Raw genomic sequence first — 21,609 nt, forward strand, 5'->3', positions numbered from 1 at the left:
TTAGTAGGGTAAAATATATTTGTATATTTATTACTCAAAATTCAAAAAAATTTACAAAATATTTGGAGGTCACATTATGTTAGTTTCAGCTAAAGAAATGTTAAATAAGGCTAGAGACGGTAAATATGCTGTTGGTCAATTTAACATCAATAACTTAGAATGGACAAAAGCTATTCTATTAACTGCACAAGAAAACAACTCACCTGTAATCTTAGGTGTTTCTGAAGGTGCTGGTAAATATATGGGTGGATACGATGCAATCGTTGGTATGGTTAACGGTTTAATCAAAGGTTTAAACATAACTGTTCCTGTTGCATTACACTTAGACCACGGTAGCTTTGAAGGTGCTTATAAGTGCATCGAAGCTGGATTCTCTTCAGTAATGTTCGATGGTTCTCACTATGCAATTGAAGAAAACATAGAAAAGTCTACTAAATTAATAGCAGACGCTAATGCTAAGGGAATTTCTGTAGAATGTGAAGTTGGATCAATTGGTGGAGAAGAAGACGGTGTTGTAGGTGCTGGTGAAATCGCTGACCCTGCAGAATGTAAGCAAATAGCTGATTTAGGAACTACTATGTTAGCTGCTGGTATTGGTAACATCCACGGAAAGTATCCTGCAAACTGGGCTGGATTAGATTTTAATGCTCTAGCTAAAATTAAGGAAGCTGTTGGAGATATGCCATTAGTTCTTCACGGTGGTACTGGTATCCCTGAAGATATGATAAAGAAAGCTATATCATTAGGAGTTGCTAAGATCAACGTTAACACTGAATGTCAATTAGCTTTCGCAGAAGCTACAAGAAAATATATCGAAGCTGGTAAGGACTTAGAAGGTAAGGGATTTGACCCAAGAAAACTTCTTGCACCAGGATTCGAAGCTATAAAGGCTACTGTTAAAGAAAAGATGGAACTTTTCGGTTCAGTAAACCAAGCTTAATATTTCAAGAAACTCAAAGTATTCCTTTGAGTTTCTTTTTATTTCCATATGAATAATAATTCACAAACGTTGACCTATGAATATTCATTTCGTATAATCATAATTATAATGAAGATTAGGAGGAATACTTATGAAAATATTTAAACGAAACGATTCTATAACTAGAAACCAATTAGAAGCATATATAGGTAGTAATGCTTACTCACCTTTTTATAGCAAAACACTAGACAGGTTTATAGATAATCCTTCATCATTAAATTGGAATTGGCCATGCTTTTTCCTTAACATGTATTGGCTAATGTTTAGAAAATCTATCATTCCTGCCCTAGCTATTTTTATTGCCAACTTAGCATTGATTTTAATTATTCCTATTCCATTCAGTGGTATATTATCAACTGCTCTATTGCTTTTCTTAGGCTTTTTTGGCACGAATATATATTTACTTAATGCAGAAAGAGAAATCTCTAAAATTAAGGCTAATAATCCATCAAAATCAGAGCATGAAATATTAGACCTAATTTCAAAATCTGGGGGAAGCGATATAAAATATGCTATCATATTCTACCTATTACAATTCTGCTTATATGAATTTATGCTTAAATAAAAAATTAAAGGGAAAGTATCATTAATTTTGATACTTTCCCTTATTATTATTCTGGTAATACCTTTGCTTCAAGCTTATTTTGTCTTCCAAACTTATAATAGTATGATGATATCATTAATATTCCTTTTATTATAGAGGATATTGTTATACTCCACCAAACTCCATTAACTCCTAGTCCCAAAGTAGATGCTAAAAATATAGCCATAGGTATTCTAATGCCAGAAAATACTATACTAACAAATGATGGCAAAATAGTTTCGCCTAATCCTCTAAATGCACCTGCAGTAGTTATTTCTATACACATAAATATTTGAGAATAACCAAGTATTCTTAAATATTCTATCCCACCTACAATTGCCTCTTCTTCTGGTATAAATAAACTAAATACAGCTCTACCAAAGCCTATTAATATTATAGATGCTATAAGTCCAACAAATACAGAAACTCCTAATGTTGATTTAAATCCCTTTTTTATTCTTTCAGGCTTTTTTGCGCCATAATTTTGTCCAATAAATGTTGTAAGAGCAGTTGCAAATCCACCAGCAGTCATCCAAGATATAGCTTCTATCTGAGAACCGACTTTTTGAACTGCTATAGCTCTTGCTCCCCACTGTGCAATTATTCTACCAATAATCATAGAAAAAATTGTGAATAATCCATTTTCTAAGCAAGCTGGCATCCCAAGTTTAGTTATATTTAACATTACCTTTTTATCTAAATACTTAATTGCTTTTCTTCCTGTTACATAATGATTTTTTATATAAGCTAGTATAAATATTAATGTTACTACAACTTGTGCACACACTGTTGCTAATGCCGCACCTACAACTCCTAATGGAGGAATAAATCCTACACCAAATATTAATACTGGATCAAATACCATGTTAAATATTAATCCTATAGTATTGATAATAAATGGTGTTTTACTATTACCTGATGCAGTAAATATACTTGTGAAAATAGGATTAATAAAAGTAAATACAGTACCTAGAATAACTATTATTAAATACTCATGAGCCATTCTAATTACTTCACTATCCCCTAAATTAAAGAAGTTAACAAGGGATGTTCTAAACATTAAAATTATTAATGTATATATAATTGCAAGAGCTATATTAATAAATATACTATTTGCTATGTATTTGTCTCTTTCTACGTTATCCCTCTTACCTATGGCCTGAGATACTCCAACTTCAACACCTACTTTTGATATGTAAACTAGTGCCATACCAAGCCATGGAAAAAATCCTGCTGTACCTACTGCTGCAACTGCCGAACTTCCTACTCTACCTATCCAAATCATATCTGTCATGTTATATGCCATTTGAATAAATGACGTTCCCAAAATAGGTAAAGATAACTTAATTAATGGTTCTAATATTTTTCCTGATACTAAATCAACTTGTTTCTTCATGATGCCTCCTCAGTATTTATAACTTTTCTATTTTTATCTTCTCTTCTCAAAATAAACAATGCAAATATAATTGCTAATATTCCTGATAATATCTTTACAAAAATATATAGTATCATATATTCCTTTTCTACACTTGCTACATAACCTAACTGTCCACCAAGAACATAAGCCCCTGACACTGAAAATGCAGAACATATAACTCTTCCCTTTTCATCTAACTTATGAAAATTATCAAAAACAATTATTGCAGATGCAAATGAACCAATAAAAGCAGAAAGTGTATTACTATTTACACCAAATATTCTCTCCAGCTTATTAAATTGCTTACCAAATATTTTTTTAATAAATTTAAGCATTACATATGCTCCACCAAGAAAAATAGATATTTTTCCTACTATGCAAAGAGTATCTTGTAATGGCATTATATTTTCTACTATTTTTATTCCTATTATTGAATATATTCCTTGTATTACTAATCCTAATACGCTTATACATACTATAAATTTGCCAATAAAATTAAATATAAATATACATAACTTTGGCTTAAAAATAATTCCTATAGAAAGAATTACGGATAAAAGTATTATAGGAAAAAGATTTATAAATAAGCTTCTTAAATCTATTTTCAATGCTAGTCCACCTATAAACAATCCAATAGGTACTGTTATTATTCCACATAAAAATCCTTTTGTAAGAGAATCCATATACTTTTCTTTCACTAGCCCTAATGCTAAAGGTAATGTAAAACTTAAAGTGCACCCTAAAATTGATGCCATTAATATACCTGAAAAAATAACAAATTCACTTGAATTTGCAATATTAGAAGCAATATTATACCCTCCCATATCAATAGCAATAAAGCTTGAAGAAAATATAGATGGGTCTATATTAAAGTTCTTTGCAATTGGACCTACAACTATTTCTATTATAGATGATAGTAATGATGTTATTGATAGTATTCCAACCATAGATATAGCTAGAGGTCCCATAGTTTTTATACCACTTTCAAATTCTTCTCCAATAGAAAACTTATTTCCTAGCACATAATCTATAGCTCCCAATATAAAAAATAAAGTTATAATATAAAGCACTATACTTTCCATCCTTTTCTCCCACTATACAAAATCTTAAATATTTTAACCTTATTAGTATATAATATCTATAAAAGAATAAAAAGCCCTTAAAAAGGGCTTTTTGTAAATTACTTTAGTTATTTCTAGCAACCGCAGCTATTATTGTCTGAATTACCTTTGCATCCACAACCACTTGCTGGATTAACACCAATGCATTTACCATCGTAGCAAGAAACATCTAATGGCATATACTTAACTTGGATATTATCTTTATAAACCTTTAACATATATTTTCTATTTGGGCATAAAGGTCCTAGTAAGAATTGTCCATATTGATCTGTAAATGTGTGAGTCAATGGACATGGTAATTTGCAACCATCTACTACTTGAAGTAGTTTAACAACAGCATCTGCTACTGGGCATCCATTAGCATCTAAAACTGTACCATGAATAACTGATCTCTTCTCAACTGGTAATTTAATAACAGCCTCTATTTGTTGATTTTCTCTTGGACATACTGAACATACAGCACATTTTCCGCTCATAACTTTTACCTCCGTAGTTGTTCTTTATACTTATAAAATATGTTTGAGAAAAAGAAATGTGCTATTATTCTGTTAAAATTTATCATTATTGCTCTACTAAGTTATTAATCCACTTTTTAGATTTAAATCTTCTTAAGCAAAATACCCCTTTTACAATCTCTTCTAAAGTACATAAAGCATAAACTTGATATACAGGTAGCTTAAGTATAAAAGCACCCATAAAGGCTACAGGAACTCCTATAAGCCACATTGTTGATGCTTCAATAGCTAATGATACCTTTGCATCTCCTCCACCTCTTAAAACACCCACAATTATTATAATGTTATAAACTCTAATTACCATTATAAATGCTATTACATATAAAATATTTCTTGCCCATATCCTCACTTGCTCAGATACATCATATAAAGTTACTATTTGATTAGATAATAATATTAGCCCTAAAGATAAAATTATTCCTACTATACACCCTAACATCACACACTTCTTGCCATATTTATATCCCTTGTCCTTATCTCCCCTACCAATTTCATTTCCAACTATAACAAGAGATGCTGATCCTATTCCAAAAATGACTACCATAAACAGGTTATATACTGTAGTTGCAATCTGAACTGAGGCTATAGCTTGGGTACCTATTCTTCCATAAATAACATTATACATTACTGATCCTAGCCCCCAGCATCCTTCATTTAATAAAACAGGAATCATAGTTATAAATATCATCTTTACAAAATCTCTAGAAAATGAAAATAATTCTTTCATATTACCAGCCAATACACTCTTAGAAATATAAATATATGCTATCAATATAGTCGTTTCTAATACCCTTGCTATTAATGTTGCTATAGCAGCTCCTTTTACTCCCATAGCAGGAGCCCCTAAATTTCCAAATATAAATACCCAGTTTAAAAATGTATTAGTTAATAATGCTACTGCACTTACTAACATTGGAATAGATGTTTTTTCAATACACCTTAATGCAGTTGCAAAATTAAATGTTAATGCAGTAAATACATAGCTTAAACATACAACTCCTAGATATTCTGAGCCTAATCGTATAACATCTGTACTTTTATTAAATATAGAAACAATAAAACTAGGAGATATTAGTGCAACCACTGTAAATATTAATCCTATAATTACTGCTAATAAGCTTCCTAAACCTACTACTTTTTTTATACTTGCTATATCTTTTCTTCCCCAATACTGCGAAGTATATACGGCCATCCCACTAAACATTCCCATAATTAAAATATTAAATAAGAAAAAATACTGATTTCCTATTCCTACTGAGGCTATTTCTACTTCACCTAATTTTCCAATCATAATTGTATCCACTATATTTAATGATGAGGTAATAAAGTTTTGAATTATAATTGGTAATGCTATTACAAATATTTTTTTATAAAATGTTTTGTCTCTTTCTAAAATTGCTTTCATATGTCCCCCTTAATAATAAAAATGAAGCAAGCACTTTAGAAGAGTTAAAGTGGTTGCTTCTCACTATTTGTTGGTTAATTATCTTTAGATATTCTATCAAGGAAAATTTACAATGTCAATTATTAACATAAAAAAAGTAGCATGGATATTTATTTTGATTGTTCCGCGGCTAAGCTCCAAGTCAAATGGAAACAAATATCTCACCCACGCCTACTAAATATAAAGAAAAAAGCCGTAGATAAATATCTACGGCATAACTAACTATTTCTTTAATTTGAATGAGAACTTAGTCCATGGCTCAATGTAATCTAATAAGAATAATTCTTCTTCTACTATTCTAGCAACTACATTACTCTTTCCACTGTTCTTCATATCCTTAAGTGCTACTTGTAGCTCTCCAGCATATCTAGTATATAAATCAGATTCTACAATTATATCTCCTCTTTTTATATCTGGAGTGTTAAATGGTGGGAACTTCTCACCTTTATACTTAACTCTAGATTGAGTTGATCTAGCCATGTATTCTGAATTATCTCCTCTGTTGAAGTGGAATTCTTCAAGAACGATTTTTCTTTCTATTTCAGGAATTCCATCAACTAATTCAACTGTGAACTCAAGCATTTCTTTATTAATTTCACTTAAAGCCTTTAATTCTTCTTCAGATGCATAACAGTTAGCTATTATAACATCATCAATACCTGTTGCAAATAAATGTTTCGCTTGAACATCTATTGGCATATCTCTATGCATTTCTAAAGTACATAACCCTTCTGATACAGGCCATGGTCCAAACTTAGCTGTTGGAGAATTTACAAAGGCAGCTGTATTAATTCCTAATTCCTTAAATTGTTCTGTACATTTCATATAATGTTCTAATGAAAGTCCAGTATAAACATGTGGATAGAAGTTATGGCATCCATATATGTTGTTTACATTTGGTCTAAATGATAATATGTTGTCTACATACTTTGTACCATTACTCATATTTAATTCAACTTTTAAATCATATGGATTAAATGACATTATAGATTCTTCATTTCCAGCAAAACCTTCATCAAATCTAATTCCGCTTAATCCCATTTCTTTAAATACAGATAAATCTGTTATAGATGCTCCTAAGTTCTTAAATACTGTTGGATCTAAATCTGCTATTACTTCCATTCCATGCTTGTTTGCTACATCTAACATTCTTTTGAATTCTGCAACTACTTCTTCAGTAGTTTTTCCTTCTACAGAAAGTAGACAAGTAAAAATTCTCTTAAAGCCATATTTTGCAGCTAACTCTACATACTCAATTATTTCATCCATAGAACTATGACTTGGATAAACTGAAATCCCTAATCTTTTCATTATGTGCCCTCCAATAAAATCAGTTGTTTGTTTTTTGATAAATATAGTATGCTCCTTTTGCAGCTGAAACATCGTTATCAACATAAGCAACTACATTAATATTTTCTTTCAGATAATTTTCGAAGGCTTTTCTTAAATCTTTAGATTTTCTAATAACGCCCCCTACTAATCCTATTCTACATTTATCAAAGTTTAATTTCTTAAATACCCTCTCTGCTGACTTTGCAATTTCTATACCTTCATTTATTAATATATTTTTAGCATAGTCATCACCTTTTTCAGCATAAATAGATACTAAGCTGGCCATCGCAGCAATCTCATCTTTTGTTGCAGAATAGATAAACCCAACAATTTCATCTACAGTAGTCATGTTCAATTTATCTAAAATAGCCTGTGAAAGTTCACTTCTATCAATTCCATAATCCTCTTCATGAATCATTCTTTTGAAAGCTTCTATAGAAATCTTATAGGCACTTCCTTCGTCTCCAAGTAGGTGGCCCCATCCACCACAACGTGCCTGTTTATCTTCTTTAACACCAAATGCTGTTGACCCCGTTCCTGCTATTACTAGAATTCCATCTTCACCTTCTAATAATGCCTTTAAAGCCAAGTCACCATCATTCATAACCACTGGTTCTAAAGAAAACTTATTCTTTACTTCATTATAAATTAATTTAGCGTTTTCCCCAACTTCACTTCCTGCAATCCCCAAGTATATTCCCTTTAACCCATCTTGTCCAAGCTTTATAATTAACTCTTCTATTGAAGTAGTTATGTTATTTAAAGCTTCTTCTTTTCCATTAACAAGGTTACCAAAACCAGTTAGCGCTCTTGCTAAAACTTCCCCACTTAAGTCATAAGCAACAGCTTCAGTTTTAGTGCCTCCTCCATCTACTCCAATTATATAATCCATAACTATTCCCCTTTATTAATTATTTCTCATCTAATTCTGTATTAAAATAATCCGTTCATCAGCGTTGAAACAATAGAATTATAGTTAATGAACTCTAATGTAAAACATTAGAGTTCATATTAAATTGATACTATAATCTTGTGTATATATCAATTATTTCTATAGCTACATCTTTTAATGTCATTGTAGTCATGAAGTGGTCTTGTGCGTGACAAAGTAATAATGAAAACTCTGCCTTATCTCCACCTGCTTCTGCTTGAATTAAGCTTGTTTGTGCATTATGTGCATGTCCTAATTCTTCATCAGCTTTTTCTATTAAACTTTTAGCTTCTTCTATGTTATTTTCTTTTGCTGCTTGAATAGCCTCCATAGAGTAGCTTCTAGCTTCTCCACTGTGCATAATTAAATTCATTATGATTTCTTCCATTACTTATACATCCTTTCATTTGACTTTAGCTTATATGCCGATATAAATACCCCCCAGTATTCTCCCCTTTTTATAAGCTAAATTACTTTCCAGCCATCTTTAATGCTAAAGCTAAAACTTTTGCACCATTCATTGTTCCATAATCAACTGTTGGGATTATGTCTACTGGAATTCCCTTTGGTTCATATTTTTCCTTCATCTTCTTTAATAAGAATCTAACTTGTGGTCCTAATAATAATACGTCCATTTCGTCTTCGTGATTCTTAACTTCACCTTCTGCCATAGCTTGGATTGAACATTCAATTCCTTGCTCTTTAGCAGCAGCTTGCATCTTAGTTACTAATAAGCTAGTTGACATACCAGCTGAACAACATAATAAAATTTTTAACATGGTTGATTCCCCCTCAAATTATATTTATAATTTTTTAATTTTAAATTATTTACTTTTGCACTATATATTATAAGCAATTTGTATGCCAACTATTTATCTTTTTTTACTTTTTTTCAAATGACTCTATACCTAAGTTTTCTAAAGGTAAAACAAAAGATAACTATGTATTTTAAATACACAGTTATCTTACACACAATTTTACACACTACTTTTTTTACACACTCTCTTTAACTATTACACAGATATATCATTTTCTGTTACCATTCTAACTATAAATGCAAGTTCATTATCAGATATATTAATATTATAAGTCAACTCAATTCTTCTTAAGCTTTGCTTAACTAAAATAAACTCCTTACTATGCTTATCTCTATATTCATTAAGTTTATCAAAACTCTTTCCTTTACCACCACTAATAGTCTTCTCAATTAGAAAACATAGATGTATTATTATTCCAACTTTAACTTCATGAGATATCATTATACCCAAGTTTTCTTCTGTTCGTTCCATAGCTTCTCTTACAAGTTGAACTAATTCAATACCATCTATATTTTCAATTTGAGCATCTATAGACTTTGTAATTCTCTTAAAGTCTTCTTCCCTACTAATAAACTCATCAATTCTATCTATACCATCTTCCGCCAATATATCAGGTGCAGGAATGAACGGAATTCCTTCTATATTTAATGATACTGTGCCTACAACAGCTAATATTCCATACTCTAACTTCAAACTATCTATCTTATCGATAAAATCAGATTTATCTAATATATTTAGTGAAATAATCTTTACTTTATCCCTATTAGATAGTCTTTGCAATAGTATTTGTCTTAACTTTTCCGCAGATCCTTCTCCTGTAAAGCAAGCAGTAATGATTAGATTTTCTTTTAATTCAGTATTATTCCTTACTCCTTGTATACCGTATCTGCTTATTTCTAAACAAGATTTGTATATTTCATTTATATCTCTTCCGTTAATAGCCTTCCTTCCAGCTTCTATTACTAATAATGTACTTACCATATCAATTGCTCTTACATCAATTCCTGTTTCCTCTTTAATCATACTTCCGAAGTTGGTCAAAGATCCCATATCAACTAGTAATAGAACACCTTTACCACTATTCATTTCAATTACTTTTCGTTTAGCTATTTCATACATTTGTTCTGCCTTCATGGTTAAAGGCATATCTAATGCTCTAGAATAATTTTCTCCTATCAAGGAATTAGCTACTTCCACCATGCTACTAGCTGTTGAATGCCCATGCATTATAACAAGTACACCAACCTTACCATCTTTCTTCTCATCTATTTCGTAAGGTCTAGCTGCTATAAACATAGTAAGATATCCTATTTCATCTAGTGGAACTTCAACATCAAACTTATTATCTATCTTCTGCGCAACTTCCATAGCTATGAGAAATTCTTTAGAATAGTGTGAACGTATGAAATTTAATTTAGGATGATATATTTTATTCCCTTGCTTTATTCTTTCTAAACTCCCTTGAAGATGTAACGCTAATCCAAAATATACTTTTTCATCATACTGTCTGCCTAATTTAGATGAAGCTATATCTAAAATCTCTGCAACAATATCTACTATTTCACTATCTACTATTTTAGTTATTTCATCTCTTCTAAATTCTTTAGGTAAGTCTCTTATATACTTTTGAAAATATCTTTCTATATCTATATTTAAAATATCATTTATTTCTTTTTCTTCTAATCCTTTTTTTTTAAGATCCTCTAATTTATTTTCTATAATATCATAAAAATACTCACCTGTTATTTTACTTTCCTCTTTAAAATCCACCATATTAAATGTATTTTCATTATCTTTATAGGAGAATCTAAGAACATCCCCCATATTTCTTAAAAGCTCATCTACTTCACCTCTAAATTCTTGTAACTTCATTAATCCCTTATTAACTCTTTGATGTAGATCACTTTGTTCTACAAGAATATAATCTCTTCCATTTGCCTTATAATTAAGAAATGCTTTAGCACAAGCTAATTGTATATCACTTTTTAATTGACCTATATTATTAGGACAATCATATAATAAAAATGAAATTAACGCATTTTTATTAAAATATATACTCTTTCCTAGTCTTACAGACTCTTCTTTTATAAATTCTTCTAATAGGTAATACCTCTCTTGAACACTACGCTCTTTTAATGATGGTAATGTTATAGTCATAGGTATTCTCCTAGTAAATGTCTTTAACATAAATGATTGGGGTTCTTCAGTAGTAGCCGTAATTATTTGAGCTTCTACATTAATAGGATTTTCAGTATCACCTAATGGTCTAAAATAACCTTTATCTATATATGTAAATAACATTTCTTGACCTTGAGGTGATAACCTATGTATTTCATCTAAAAATATAATTCCACCATCAGCCTTTTTTAAAAGTCCATCTTTATCGCAATCAGCACCAGTATATGCTCCTTTTTTCACTCCAAAAATTTGTGCCATGACTAATTGAGGGTTATCTACATAGTCAGCGCAATTAAATCTTATGAATGGAGCATTTTCAGATATAACACCTGACTCTCTTGCAAATTCATACATTAATTCAGCAAACATTGATTTACCTACACCTGTTTCTCCTAATATTAATGTATGTAAGCCTCTTGGGGGGTAAAGCATAGCTGCTTTTGCCTGCTGTATAGGTATCTGCAGACTTTGTTCTGCCCCAACCATTTTATCTAAGCTATTTTTGTTATTTAAATCTATAGTTGAACCTTTACTTTTATAAAGGCTATTCTTTTTTATAACAGAATATAATACAGGTCTACCTTCTATTTTTTCCAGCTTTCCTTCTTTATATAAAGTGTTTAAATATCTAGAAATATTAGCTCTATCTAAATCCATAAAATTACTTAATTCTATTGCTGATATACCTTTGCGGCCTTTATTTTCTAGTTGTAATAATGAGTTATAAACTTCATCTAATTTACTCATATTTGCCCCCTAAAAAAATAGTTAGGTACTATTAAGTACCTAACTTTAATTATACTATATTAATAACTAACTTTCAGCTAATTGCATACTTAAAGATACATTTTTTCCATTTCTATATACAACTACTTCCACCTTATCTCCTGCATTTTTATTACTCTTTAATTTACTTAACTCATCAAAAGTTTTTACTTCTTTTCCATCAAACTTTATAATTAAATCAGATGGCTGTATTCCAGCTTTTGCTGCTGGTGAATTTTCAGTAACTCCAACTACCCATAAGCCTTCTTTAGGAAGATTATTTTGTTTTGCTAATTCTGAATTCACTTCTCTAACAGTTATTCCTAAATTTAGGATTGGCTTAGATAGGCTTTCTATTCTATCTTTTGCATCATTAATTGGAATTGCAAATCCCATACCTTCTATAGTTGTTTCTGATTGACCTGATAATTTTGCTGTATTAATTCCAATTACTTCACCTTTAGTATTTATTAAAGGTCCTCCACTATTACCTGAATTTATTGCTGCATCAGTTTGAATATAATCACCAGTATTTCCACCTTCAGTTGTTAGATTTCTATTTACTCCACTAACAATTCCTTTTGTTAAAGTCTGTGCAAAATTCTTTCCAAGTGGTGTGCCTATAGCAACAACTTCTTGCCCTACATATAATCCATCAGAATCTCCCAACTCTGCTACAGCTGGCACCTTAGTTCCATCTGCTAACTTAACCATTGCAATATCTCTATTTTGATCATAGTTAACAACCTTTGCAGCCACCTCTTCTCCATTACTTAATATTACTGTTACATCCTTTGTATTATTAGAAATAGCTAATTCAACAACATGATAGTTTGTTAAGATGTAGCCATCCTCATTTATTATAAATCCAGATCCTATCCCCTCAACATTTTGAGCAAAAAATCCTTTATACTCAGTTCCTTTAGTTGAGATAGTAACAACTGCTGGACTTACCTTTTGATATACTTCCTGTGCTGAAAGAGCCTTTTCATCACTTTGAGTAAAATTAACTGGAGCCAAGTTTACTGTCTTGCCTTCTAACTTACTTGTTATTGTCTTATAAGTTACTAAGCCACCTATTAGTCCTCCAGACAATGCTATTGCAAGTGTTATTGCTATTGTACCAAATATTTTTAATCCCTTTTTATTCTTTGGTTTCTTATTATCTTCAAAATTATTATGTTCTTCAAATTTATCAGGCTCATGATAAAAAACAAATCCTTGTTCATTATTGTTTTCGTTATCCATGTTAAAACCTCCTATATGCACTTTATTTTCTTTAATTTGAGTATATATTTTATTTGTGACAACTATATGGCATAAAATTTCAAAAAAGGATGGATAAATATCTATTTTGATCGTTCCATCGCAAACTACAAGTTACATGGAAACAAATATCTCCTCCACTAGCACTAAAGGTAAGGAAATTATAAAATTATTATTCTTGATTTTATATTTAATAATAATACCTTTTATTTATAACTAATTAAAATTTTATATTTTCCTAGATCGAAAAAATTAGTGCAGAATATATTTATATTCTGCACCAACAAATCCCTATTTACTCTTACTTGCTAGTTTTTCTATTTTTTTGGCTTCCTTTAATACAATTGATATTCCAGATTCAATAGAAGTATTATTTGTACTTGAAATTATACCTGCTTCAGATTCTGTATGATATATAGTTGTCAATTTGCTTGTACCAATTTTTGCAACAGGGTCATTTTCATTATCGGTTATTATATATAAAGGCTTGTCTACAAACATATTGTCTATTTGTGTTTCTCCGTTATATTTATATAAGTTTTCTAATTCATTACTCACTGCTTTTCTATAGTTCTTTTTAGTTTTATGTACTGCAAATTCTTCATCTGCTCCTTTTGGAAGGTTTTCTTCAAACCCATCTATAGAATAAGTAAGGCCTAACTTGTCTATTAATGTAGTTAATCCAAAAGAGGCTCCTACTGCTTCAACTTTACTTTTATAATACTTCCATCTTATACTCTTCTTAAACTCTTTACTTTTTAAAGCTTCTTCTGATAATGGCCTTATTAATACCATACCAGATACCAACTCTGGATACTCTTTTGCAAAATTAGTCATAATTAAACTACCATACTCTTCGCCTACAAGAATTAAGTTATCAGTTAGACCTAATTTTTTTATTAACTCTCTAAGTTCTTCTGTTTGAGATGCTATATCTTTTTTATCCCTAATAGTATTAAAGCCATATCCATCTCTATTATATACTAGTGTTCTAACACCTAATTCTTTTTCAACACTTTTACACACATCATTCCAAGCATAAAGATTAGTTCCTAAAGCTCCATCAAAAACAATTGTGTAGCTTCCGCTTCCACTACTTTTATATTCTATCTTATTATCATCAATCTTTACATAGTTTAATCTTTGCCTTACTTGCTCATTTCCTACAAAATTACTTAAGCTTTGAAATATAAATCCACATAGCAAAATTACTGCTAAGACAATACTAATTTTTTTTACCCATTGCAATATAGATAATTTTTCTCTCATATTAACTCTATGAAGTCCATTCGATTCAGGTATAAGATTCAAACTTTTCACCTATCCTTCATTTAATTTTAAATTTGGTTTTGCATTTAAATCTAGGGAAGACGATTTACTATTTATAAATCTAAAATATGCTGCTGAACCTATCATAGCTGCATTATCTGTACATAACTTTAGCTCTGGGAATAATATTTGAACGCCAACTTTCTCACCTTCACTAATTAATGCATCTCTTAAAGCTGAGTTAGCTGCTACACCTCCAGCTATAGCAATGTTATCTAATTCCTTATTTTTAATTGTTAAAAATACATTATCTCTCAAAACTTCTACCACAGCTTTTTGGAAAGATGCTGCAACATCAGCTTTATTAACTTCAATATTTTGCATACTACATTTATTTAAGTAGTTTAATACTGCAGATTTTAAACCACTAAAAGAAAAGTCTAAAGTTTCTTCATGGAACCTAGCTCTAGGAAACTCTATTGCATTTGGGTTTCCTTCCTTTGCAAGCTTATCTATCTTTGGACCACCTGGATATCCTAACCCTAAAGCTCTTGCCACTTTGTCGTAAGCTTCTCCAGCAGCATCATCTCTTGTTTGACCTAATACTTCATATTTGCCATAATCCTTAACATGAACAATAAAAGTATGACCTCCTGATACTACTAAAGATACAAAAGGTGGCTTTAAATCCTTATGTTGAATAAAATTAGCACATATATGTCCTTCTATATGATTTACTCCAATTAAAGGTTTATTAGCTGCATATGCTAAGCCTTTAGCATACTGAAGACCAACTAATAATGCTCCAACTAGTCCTGGTCCATAAGTAACTCCAATTGCATCAATATCTTCTAAGGTTACATTTGCCTCATCCAAAGCTTCCTTTACAACTTTATCTATTACCTCTATATGCATTCTTGATGCTACTTCTGGCACTACTCCTCCAAATTTTTTATGTGTATCTATTTGTGTAGCTATTATATTTGATAATACTATTCTTCCATTTTCAATAACTGCAGCAGATGTCTCGTCACAGCTAGATTCAATAGATAATATTAATTTCTTTTCCATTTCGTTATCCCTCGTACTTTATATTTATTAAAACTATATTGTATAATACTTCATTAAACATTATGTATATTTTTTATATCTTGTATTAATAAGAATAATACTGTAAATTTAAAATTGAAATTCTATTTTAATTATAATCGTTAATGGTCAATATTTCAGCTATTTTGTTATAGAATTTATGGAAAATTAAGTTTTACTTAAAATAAAGGAGTAAATATTATGTCATCTTATGCAAAAGTTATAGTAAATGGATCTCCTATAACTAAATCTAACTTTAAACTACATAATGTTAATGGGCGTGCTATATTACCTTATAATTCTGGACAATATCACGATAGATATGCACTATATGAACAAGAAATAGCATATATTGCTCGTTCTCAAAATCCAGAAATTGTTTTAACTGAAAGTTTAATAGCAATTCTTAAGGTATACTATAAAAGCGAAAAAAGACATCCAGATACTATAAATATTTGTAAAAGTATTTTTGACGGTGTAGAAAAAAGTGGATTAATAGTTAATGATGCTCAAGTAAGAAGAATAGTAATAGAAGAATTTTACGATAAGGAAAACCCTAGGTTTGAACTTGAATTATTTGGAGAAAGTGAATACTCTCTTACCTATTCAGTTATCCCTAAGGAAACTTCAACACAAAAAAATGAATATAAGCCTCTACGAAAGAACTTCCATGAAAAAAGTGTTGCTAATTTAAATGAAAAGACTATTAAATCTGATAAGATATGTAGTATGTGTAAGAAATCAATTACTTGTAATGATTTTATTACTGCTGATAAAGGTAAAACATTGATTTGTAAAAACTGTTTTAAAAAACTTTTCTAGAGAGGATAACCTAATTATGATAAACAAGATATTATGTATTGGTGATAGTCTAACATACGGATATGGATTGGCTAAGGATAAAACTTGGGCTAATCTATTAGGAAACTGTTTAGATATAAAAATTATTAATAAAGGAATAAATGGAGATACAACTCCATCAATGTTAAATAGATTATATGAAAATCTTATAAAACACAAACCTGACATAACTTTTATAATGGGTGGGACAAATGATCTTCTATGTGGCAGAAAACTTTTTAATATAGTAGACAATATTGAAGAAATGATTTTAGAAACTTTATCTAATAACTCTAATGTAGTAATTGGAATTCCACCTATTATAATAAAGGAGATGGCAGAAGAATTATTTATGCCATCTCAATTATATGATTATTGTTTTTCATCTCTTCCAAATCTACGTACTTCCTTAATAAAAGTTTGCAAAAAACACAATATAGAATATGTAGATTTTTATAATCTATCACTTAAGAATATAGATAAAAATATTTTTATTGATGGTATTCATCTTAATTCTCTTGGTAATGAGCTTATGAAGGATGAGGCATTAAGAATAATTAATAATAATAATTTCTAATATATTCTGCTGCCCTTTTTCCTGCTTCTCCTCCATTAATATCCTTTTGAGTTAATGCTTTTGTACCATATATTAAATTTCCACAAGCAAAAACCCCTTTAATTCCAGTCTCATACTCATTAACAATTGGTGCAAGTGTTTCTTTGTCCATTTCGACTTTTACATTCTTTAACAAACTATTCTCAGGAAAATATTCTACAGATAATAACAATGAATCACAGCCTAAAATAATCTCTTTTTTATCCATAAGAGAACCAATTTTCACTCCTGTAACTCTTTCATCTCCAAATATCTCTATTACCTTTGAATCAATGTATACAGGTATATTAAATCCTTCTATTATATCTTTGTTTTCATCATCAAATATGAAGTTTTCATTTTCCTTTATTAAAATACCTTTTATATCAGCACCTTCTATGTATAATCTTCGTGCTACTATTAAAGCCCACTTATTACTTGCTACTATAACAGGTTCTTTTCCTAATAAGTATCCCTCTAAATTTACTACTCTATGAGCATTTCCTATACTATTAATTCCTGTATAAGTATTAGTTGCTATATTTATACTTCCAGTAAACTTTTCTCTACATCCCGTAGCAAAAATTATTGAGCTTCCTTTTATTTCTGTAACTCCCTCTAAAGAATTTACATATGTTATAACTTTATCTTTAGATAAATCTATTACTTCTGTTTCTAACTTTATATAGACTTCATGATTAAGTAATCTGTTTCTAATAAAATTAACATATTCAGGACCTGTAACTTCCACATTTAAAATGCTGCTACCAAATCCACTATGAATACACTGATTCACTACTCCTCCTAATGAATCTTCTCTTTCTATAATAATTACATTTTTCACTCCATTTTCTAAGGCACTTAGGGCAGCTGTCATGCCACTAATCCCACCACCAACAACTATCAAATCATATTGAATCATAAAGAAACTTCCTCCTTAGACTGCCTTACATCGCTCAAATTTCTTAATATAAGTTGATTATAACATATTAACTTTTACTATTAAATTTCGAAAATAAATAAGGTGATTTAATATGAATTCTTTTTTTATAGTTTTATATATTTTAGGTTTATTAGGCATTAGCTCTTCTATAGTGATTTTAGGACTTAAAATACATAAAAAACGAAAAATCTATAACTCTATAACTTTGATTCTAATAGCAGTATCGTTTGTGCTTTTAAGTTCAGGAACAATATTAGGTCTTATAAACCTAAAAAATAATAGTTTTAATTCTGTAAATAAAACTAAAATAAATACCTCAGAATTATCCATAGCTTCTTATAAAGATTTATCATTTATATATAGGTTTAGTAACCCTAATTTATCTAATAATAAAAATGCATATATATCAATTGATAATAATTCATCTCTGCAATTTACAGGGATAGTACACTTGAAGTTTTTAGACCAAAATAATTCTACTGTTTCACCCTTAAATCTAACAGTTAAAAACTTGATGCCAAATACATCTACTAAATCAAATATTCAAATTGATAAGAGTGTATCAAATATTGAATATTCTTTTAATGGAAAGTTTGAAACAGTATCTTCAAATAGTGAAAGTTCATATAAAATAAAAACCTTAGCCTATGGTGGAAATTACTTAAGAATTGAAGTTATTGCAAACTCTTCAGATCGGGATACTTTAAATAATATTTGTAGAGAATTAAAAGAAATCTATACCTACAAATACTGTAAAGGCTTTTTAGTATATTTTATAGATAATAAGTCTAATAGTTTTAATGATGCCTATGCTGATTTCTTCGGTGATAATGAAAAGAACTTATACACTCTTACTCTATTTGAAAATAATAAAAGATATAAAGTAGATTAAATTTAATCTACTTTATATCTTTATTAATTGGTCTGCTTCATTCATAATATCAACAATTTCATTCATATCTATCTTTATGCCAACTAAAACTTTATTTCTTAGATCATAATGATCTATGCACATTGATGATGAGTATATTTTAACACCTTTTTCAATTAGTAGTTTTATTCCTTCAATAACTTTAGACTCTTCAGATAGCAACTTTACACCACTATTTAAAAAGATAATCTTCTTAGGTAATCTAAATTCTTCACTTATTGTATCCAAATAAGAAATCATTAATTTCTTTCCTAATTCCTCATCACCTTTTCCTAACATATCAGTTGAAATTATAACAACATAATTTTTATCTTCTTCTAATACCTCTAAGCATCCTCTTTTTTCAATAGTTAGATTAAACTCATCACCAACCTCTTGTGAATCAACATGATATCCTTGAGTCATTGCATATTTTGTTATATTACTATTTGCAATATCATTATCTACACGTACAGTTGCTTCACCTTCACCAATAGAATCAAAATATTTTTTAACTTTCTTTATCACCTTTGGACCTTCTATACCTCTACAGTCAATCCTCTTCATACCATCACCTCATACTGTAATTAAAGCTATTTATTTATAAAAATGGTTATATTTAAATTATATCATTTATTAAGATTTAATAAATACTCTTTCTTTAATTTGATTTGCCATATCATATTATACTATAATTGATTATGATTACTGTTGAGAGGTGAAGAAATGAGTAACTTATTAGAACAAATTAAGAACTATCTAAAAAATTTTGATAAAAATAAATTAATAAAAATAGGATTATTCCTTATTCCTCTTTTAGGAATAGTTTTAAAATCTATATTTCTACAAGGATTTATACAAAATCAAAATCCATATGACTTTAATATATCTCTTGGATTTTCCAATGCATCTCCTTGTATAAATTATTATTTTGCTTATACCTTAGTATTTTTAAGTTTTAGCTTATTATTCAAAGGTAAAGGTAGAATAATATATCTATTTGTTATAGATTCCCTAATTACTGCATTAACATTATTAGATGTTATGTATTTTAGAGGATTTTTAACAGTACCTTCAATCCTTATATTAACTCAAACTGCTAATTTAGATAATCTTGGTGGATCAGTAATGTCCATGCTTAGCTCATATGATTTCATATTCTTCTTAGACTTTATCATTTTAGGAGTTTATGTTTTCTTTACTAGGAAAACTTACTCAATTAATCCTAAAAGAGCTATAAAAACATTTTTAGCTACATTTATTATTCCTTTAGCTTTTATATTATATGTTCCTTTTAATCTTTTTGTATTAAATAACGAAAATGTTAAGAATGCATATCTTTTTGATGGATATGATCCAACTAATACAGTAAAATATTTTACACCTGTTGGTTATCACATAATGGATATAATAAATGTATATAAGGATTCCAAGCCTTATGAACTAACAGAAGAAGAAAATGACCAAATTAATCAATATTATAATTGGAAAAATGAAAATCTACCTGATAATGAATATGCGGGAATTTCAAAAAATAAAAATTTAATTGTTATCCAAGTAGAATCTCTTGAATCATTTGTTTTAGGCAAAGAAATTAACGGTAAGAAAATTACCCCTGTAATGGATGAACTAATACAAAAAGGATTGTACTTTCCAAACATATATGAACAGGTTAACGAAGGGACAAGCTCCGATTCTGACTTAATGGTAAATACGTCTATGTTGCCATTACGAAGAGGAAGTACATTCTTCAGATATCCAAATGCTACCTATAATTCATTACCTATAATTCTTAGAAATGCAGGATACACATCCTCTTCTATTCATCCTGATAAAGGTTCTTTCTGGAACTATGCAAATGCATTAAAAGGTGGTATTGATTTTGATAACTTTATAGATTACTTTTCATTTAATGATGATGAACAAATAGGTATGGGTATAAGTGATAGAAGCTACTTCGAACAAGTTGTACCAATGCTAAAGAATTTAAATTCGCCATTCTTTGCTCATACTATAACTTTAACTAATCATGGTCCTTTCGATATTCCTCAAGAATATAGAAAACTAGGATTAGATGAAGAGTTAGATAAAAGTGAGCTTGGGGGTTACTTTGAAAGTGTTCATTATACAGATGAGCAAATTGGATACTTCTTAGAGTTACTTGATAAAGAAGGAATTCTTGATAACTCATTAGTTGTTATAGTTGGGGATCATACTGGAGTTCATAAATACTATAATCATGGAATAAACCAACTTTCTCAAAAAGAAGCTTGGTATTTAGACGATGGTAATCCTATTGTTCCTTTAATAATCTATGATAAAGATATTAAAGAACCAAAGACTTTAGAAACTATTGGCGGTCAAATTGATATAATGCCTACTATGTTGTATTTACTTGGAATAGATAAATCATTATATGAAAATACAGCACTAGGGAGAAATTTATTAAATACTAATAGGAGCTATGCTATATTAACTAATGGAACAATTAAGGGAGAAAACTTATCGACAGAAGATGAGGAAATAATAAAATCTTCTTTAGACCTTTCAGATAAAATGATAAGAGCTAATTATTTCAAAAAAGTTAATTAAAGCAATAAGACACGCTATTTAC

Annotated in this window: 20 protein-coding genes; 5 read left to right on the plus strand and 15 right to left on the minus strand. The window is 29.5% G+C overall.

Annotation, left to right across the window (positions count from 1 at the left end; translation table 11 throughout):
* The first annotated feature begins 76 nt into the window (after positions 1 to 76).
* Positions 77 to 940, plus strand: coding sequence for a class II fructose-1,6-bisphosphate aldolase (gene fba / locus G594_RS0117890; RefSeq protein WP_027099797.1), 864 nt, complete (start codon positions 77 to 79; stop codon positions 938 to 940).
* A 210-nt stretch (positions 941 to 1,150) separates the two neighbouring features.
* Here the strand turns inward: fba and G594_RS20610 are convergent, their stop codons facing one another.
* From G594_RS20610 to tsaD, 13 genes are all read right to left on the minus strand, one after another.
* Positions 1,151 to 1,498: a hypothetical protein gene (locus G594_RS20610; protein WP_242829749.1), complete on the minus strand. Its 348-nt coding sequence runs from the start codon at positions 1,496 to 1,498 to the stop codon at positions 1,151 to 1,153.
* Between the two features lie 92 nt (positions 1,499 to 1,590).
* On the minus strand, positions 1,591 to 2,958 hold the full coding sequence (locus G594_RS0117900) for an MATE family efflux transporter (protein WP_027099799.1): 1,368 nt from the start codon (positions 2,956 to 2,958) through the stop codon (positions 1,591 to 1,593).
* On the minus strand, positions 2,955 to 4,061 hold the full coding sequence (gene eutH / locus G594_RS0117905) for an ethanolamine utilization protein EutH (RefSeq protein ID WP_027099800.1): 1,107 nt from the start codon (positions 4,059 to 4,061) through the stop codon (positions 2,955 to 2,957). The genes G594_RS0117900 and eutH overlap by 4 nt, the downstream gene beginning before the upstream one ends.
* Positions 4,062 to 4,174: 113 nt before the next feature.
* Entirely contained in the window at positions 4,175 to 4,576 is a 402-nt protein-coding gene (locus G594_RS19405; RefSeq protein ID WP_051196090.1) for a carboxypeptidase-like regulatory domain-containing protein, read from the minus strand.
* A gap of 85 nt (positions 4,577 to 4,661) precedes the next feature.
* A complete protein-coding gene (locus G594_RS0117915; RefSeq protein ID WP_027099801.1) occupies positions 4,662 to 6,020 on the minus strand; it encodes an MATE family efflux transporter in 1,359 nt (452 codons plus the stop codon).
* A 261-nt stretch (positions 6,021 to 6,281) separates the two neighbouring features.
* Complete coding sequence (locus G594_RS0117920; RefSeq protein ID WP_027099802.1) at positions 6,282 to 7,370, minus strand: DUF871 domain-containing protein; 1,089 nt, start codon at positions 7,368 to 7,370, stop codon at positions 6,282 to 6,284.
* Between the two features lie 19 nt (positions 7,371 to 7,389).
* Complete coding sequence (locus G594_RS0117925) at positions 7,390 to 8,283, minus strand: N-acetylglucosamine kinase (RefSeq protein ID WP_027099803.1); 894 nt, start codon at positions 8,281 to 8,283, stop codon at positions 7,390 to 7,392.
* Positions 8,284 to 8,413: 130 nt separating this feature from the next.
* Positions 8,414 to 8,710, minus strand: coding sequence for a PTS sugar transporter subunit IIA (locus G594_RS0117930; RefSeq protein ID WP_027099804.1), 297 nt, complete (start codon positions 8,708 to 8,710; stop codon positions 8,414 to 8,416).
* 82 nt (positions 8,711 to 8,792) lie between these two features.
* Complete coding sequence (locus tag G594_RS0117935; RefSeq protein WP_027099805.1) at positions 8,793 to 9,101, minus strand: PTS sugar transporter subunit IIB; 309 nt, start codon at positions 9,099 to 9,101, stop codon at positions 8,793 to 8,795.
* Between the two features lie 234 nt (positions 9,102 to 9,335).
* Positions 9,336 to 12,065 carry a sigma-54-dependent transcriptional regulator gene (locus G594_RS0117940; protein WP_027099806.1) on the minus strand — a complete coding sequence of 910 codons (2,730 nt, stop codon included), beginning with the start codon at positions 12,063 to 12,065 and terminating at the stop codon, positions 9,336 to 9,338.
* A gap of 66 nt (positions 12,066 to 12,131) precedes the next feature.
* Entirely contained in the window at positions 12,132 to 13,331 is a 1,200-nt protein-coding gene (locus G594_RS0117945) for a S1C family serine protease (RefSeq protein WP_027099807.1), read from the minus strand.
* A gap of 309 nt (positions 13,332 to 13,640) precedes the next feature.
* Complete coding sequence (locus G594_RS0117950) at positions 13,641 to 14,660, minus strand: alpha/beta hydrolase (protein ID WP_027099808.1); 1,020 nt, start codon at positions 14,658 to 14,660, stop codon at positions 13,641 to 13,643.
* Positions 14,661 to 14,669: 9 nt separating this feature from the next.
* The gene (gene tsaD, locus G594_RS0117955) at positions 14,670 to 15,689 is read right to left on the minus strand and encodes a tRNA (adenosine(37)-N6)-threonylcarbamoyltransferase complex transferase subunit TsaD (RefSeq protein WP_027099809.1); all 1,020 of its coding nucleotides are present in this window, start codon (positions 15,687 to 15,689) and stop codon (positions 14,670 to 14,672) included.
* 219 nt (positions 15,690 to 15,908) lie between these two features.
* Here tsaD and G594_RS0117960 point away from each other — a divergent pair, with 219 nt between their 5' ends.
* Both G594_RS0117960 and G594_RS0117965 read left to right on the plus strand, forming a co-directional pair.
* A complete protein-coding gene (locus tag G594_RS0117960; RefSeq protein ID WP_027099810.1) occupies positions 15,909 to 16,529 on the plus strand; it encodes a RusA family crossover junction endodeoxyribonuclease in 621 nt (206 codons plus the stop codon).
* 16 nt (positions 16,530 to 16,545) lie between these two features.
* Complete coding sequence (locus G594_RS0117965) at positions 16,546 to 17,124, plus strand: GDSL-type esterase/lipase family protein (protein WP_027099811.1); 579 nt, start codon at positions 16,546 to 16,548, stop codon at positions 17,122 to 17,124.
* Here G594_RS0117965 and G594_RS0117970 read toward each other — a convergent pair.
* The gene (locus tag G594_RS0117970) at positions 17,105 to 18,064 is read right to left on the minus strand and encodes an NAD(P)/FAD-dependent oxidoreductase (protein WP_027099812.1); all 960 of its coding nucleotides are present in this window, start codon (positions 18,062 to 18,064) and stop codon (positions 17,105 to 17,107) included. The two genes, G594_RS0117965 and G594_RS0117970, sit on opposite strands and share 20 nt — an antisense overlap.
* Before the next feature lie 112 nt (positions 18,065 to 18,176).
* On the opposite strand from G594_RS0117970, the gene G594_RS0117975 reads away from it, so the two are divergent.
* Positions 18,177 to 18,977, plus strand: coding sequence for a hypothetical protein (locus G594_RS0117975; protein ID WP_027099813.1), 801 nt, complete (start codon positions 18,177 to 18,179; stop codon positions 18,975 to 18,977).
* Between the two features lie 12 nt (positions 18,978 to 18,989).
* Here the strand turns inward: G594_RS0117975 and yedF are convergent, their stop codons facing one another.
* Positions 18,990 to 19,562 (minus strand): sulfurtransferase-like selenium metabolism protein YedF, encoded by a 573-nt coding sequence (yedF, locus tag G594_RS0117980; protein ID WP_027099814.1) that lies wholly within the window; start codon positions 19,560 to 19,562, stop codon positions 18,990 to 18,992.
* Between the two features lie 159 nt (positions 19,563 to 19,721).
* Here yedF and G594_RS0117985 point away from each other — a divergent pair, with 159 nt between their 5' ends.
* Positions 19,722 to 21,587: an LTA synthase family protein gene (locus tag G594_RS0117985; protein WP_027099815.1), complete on the plus strand. Its 1,866-nt coding sequence runs from the start codon at positions 19,722 to 19,724 to the stop codon at positions 21,585 to 21,587.
* Positions 21,588 to 21,609: the final 22 nt, after the last annotated feature.

This window comes from Clostridium paraputrificum AGR2156, assembly GCF_000424025.1.
Lineage (GTDB): Bacteria > Bacillota > Clostridia > Clostridiales > Clostridiaceae > Clostridium > Clostridium paraputrificum.

Excerpts from the sequence above, each read along its gene's own strand:
- fba (WP_027099797.1), top strand. The coding sequence starts at position 77 with ATGTTAGTTTCAGCTAAAGAAATGTTAAATAAGGCTAGAGACGGTAAA.
- G594_RS19405 (WP_051196090.1), bottom strand. The coding sequence starts at position 4,576 with ATGAGCGGAAAATGTGCTGTATGTTCAGTATGTCCAAGAGAAAATCAA.
- G594_RS0117985 (WP_027099815.1), top strand. The coding sequence starts at position 19,722 with ATGAGTAACTTATTAGAACAAATTAAGAACTATCTAAAAAATTTTGAT.
- G594_RS0117920 (WP_027099802.1), bottom strand. The coding sequence starts at position 7,370 with ATGAAAAGATTAGGGATTTCAGTTTATCCAAGTCATAGTTCTATGGAT.
- G594_RS20610 (WP_242829749.1), bottom strand. The coding sequence starts at position 1,498 with ATGATAGCATATTTTATATCGCTTCCCCCAGATTTTGAAATTAGGTCT.
- yedF (WP_027099814.1), bottom strand. The coding sequence starts at position 19,562 with ATGAAGAGGATTGACTGTAGAGGTATAGAAGGTCCAAAGGTGATAAAG.
- tsaD (WP_027099809.1), bottom strand. The coding sequence starts at position 15,689 with ATGGAAAAGAAATTAATATTATCTATTGAATCTAGCTGTGACGAGACA.
- G594_RS0117930 (WP_027099804.1), bottom strand. The coding sequence starts at position 8,710 with ATGGAAGAAATCATAATGAATTTAATTATGCACAGTGGAGAAGCTAGA.
- G594_RS0117940 (WP_027099806.1), bottom strand. The coding sequence starts at position 12,065 with ATGAGTAAATTAGATGAAGTTTATAACTCATTATTACAACTAGAAAAT.
- G594_RS0117970 (WP_027099812.1), bottom strand. The coding sequence starts at position 18,064 with ATGATTCAATATGATTTGATAGTTGTTGGTGGTGGGATTAGTGGCATG.
- G594_RS0117915 (WP_027099801.1), bottom strand. The coding sequence starts at position 6,020 with ATGAAAGCAATTTTAGAAAGAGACAAAACATTTTATAAAAAAATATTT.
- G594_RS0117975 (WP_027099813.1), top strand. The coding sequence starts at position 18,177 with ATGAATTCTTTTTTTATAGTTTTATATATTTTAGGTTTATTAGGCATT.
- G594_RS0117900 (WP_027099799.1), bottom strand. The coding sequence starts at position 2,958 with ATGAAGAAACAAGTTGATTTAGTATCAGGAAAAATATTAGAACCATTA.
- G594_RS0117925 (WP_027099803.1), bottom strand. The coding sequence starts at position 8,283 with ATGGATTATATAATTGGAGTAGATGGAGGAGGCACTAAAACTGAAGCT.
- G594_RS0117960 (WP_027099810.1), top strand. The coding sequence starts at position 15,909 with ATGTCATCTTATGCAAAAGTTATAGTAAATGGATCTCCTATAACTAAA.
- G594_RS0117935 (WP_027099805.1), bottom strand. The coding sequence starts at position 9,101 with ATGTTAAAAATTTTATTATGTTGTTCAGCTGGTATGTCAACTAGCTTA.
- G594_RS0117965 (WP_027099811.1), top strand. The coding sequence starts at position 16,546 with ATGATAAACAAGATATTATGTATTGGTGATAGTCTAACATACGGATAT.
- G594_RS0117945 (WP_027099807.1), bottom strand. The coding sequence starts at position 13,331 with ATGGATAACGAAAACAATAATGAACAAGGATTTGTTTTTTATCATGAG.
- eutH (WP_027099800.1), bottom strand. The coding sequence starts at position 4,061 with ATGGAAAGTATAGTGCTTTATATTATAACTTTATTTTTTATATTGGGA.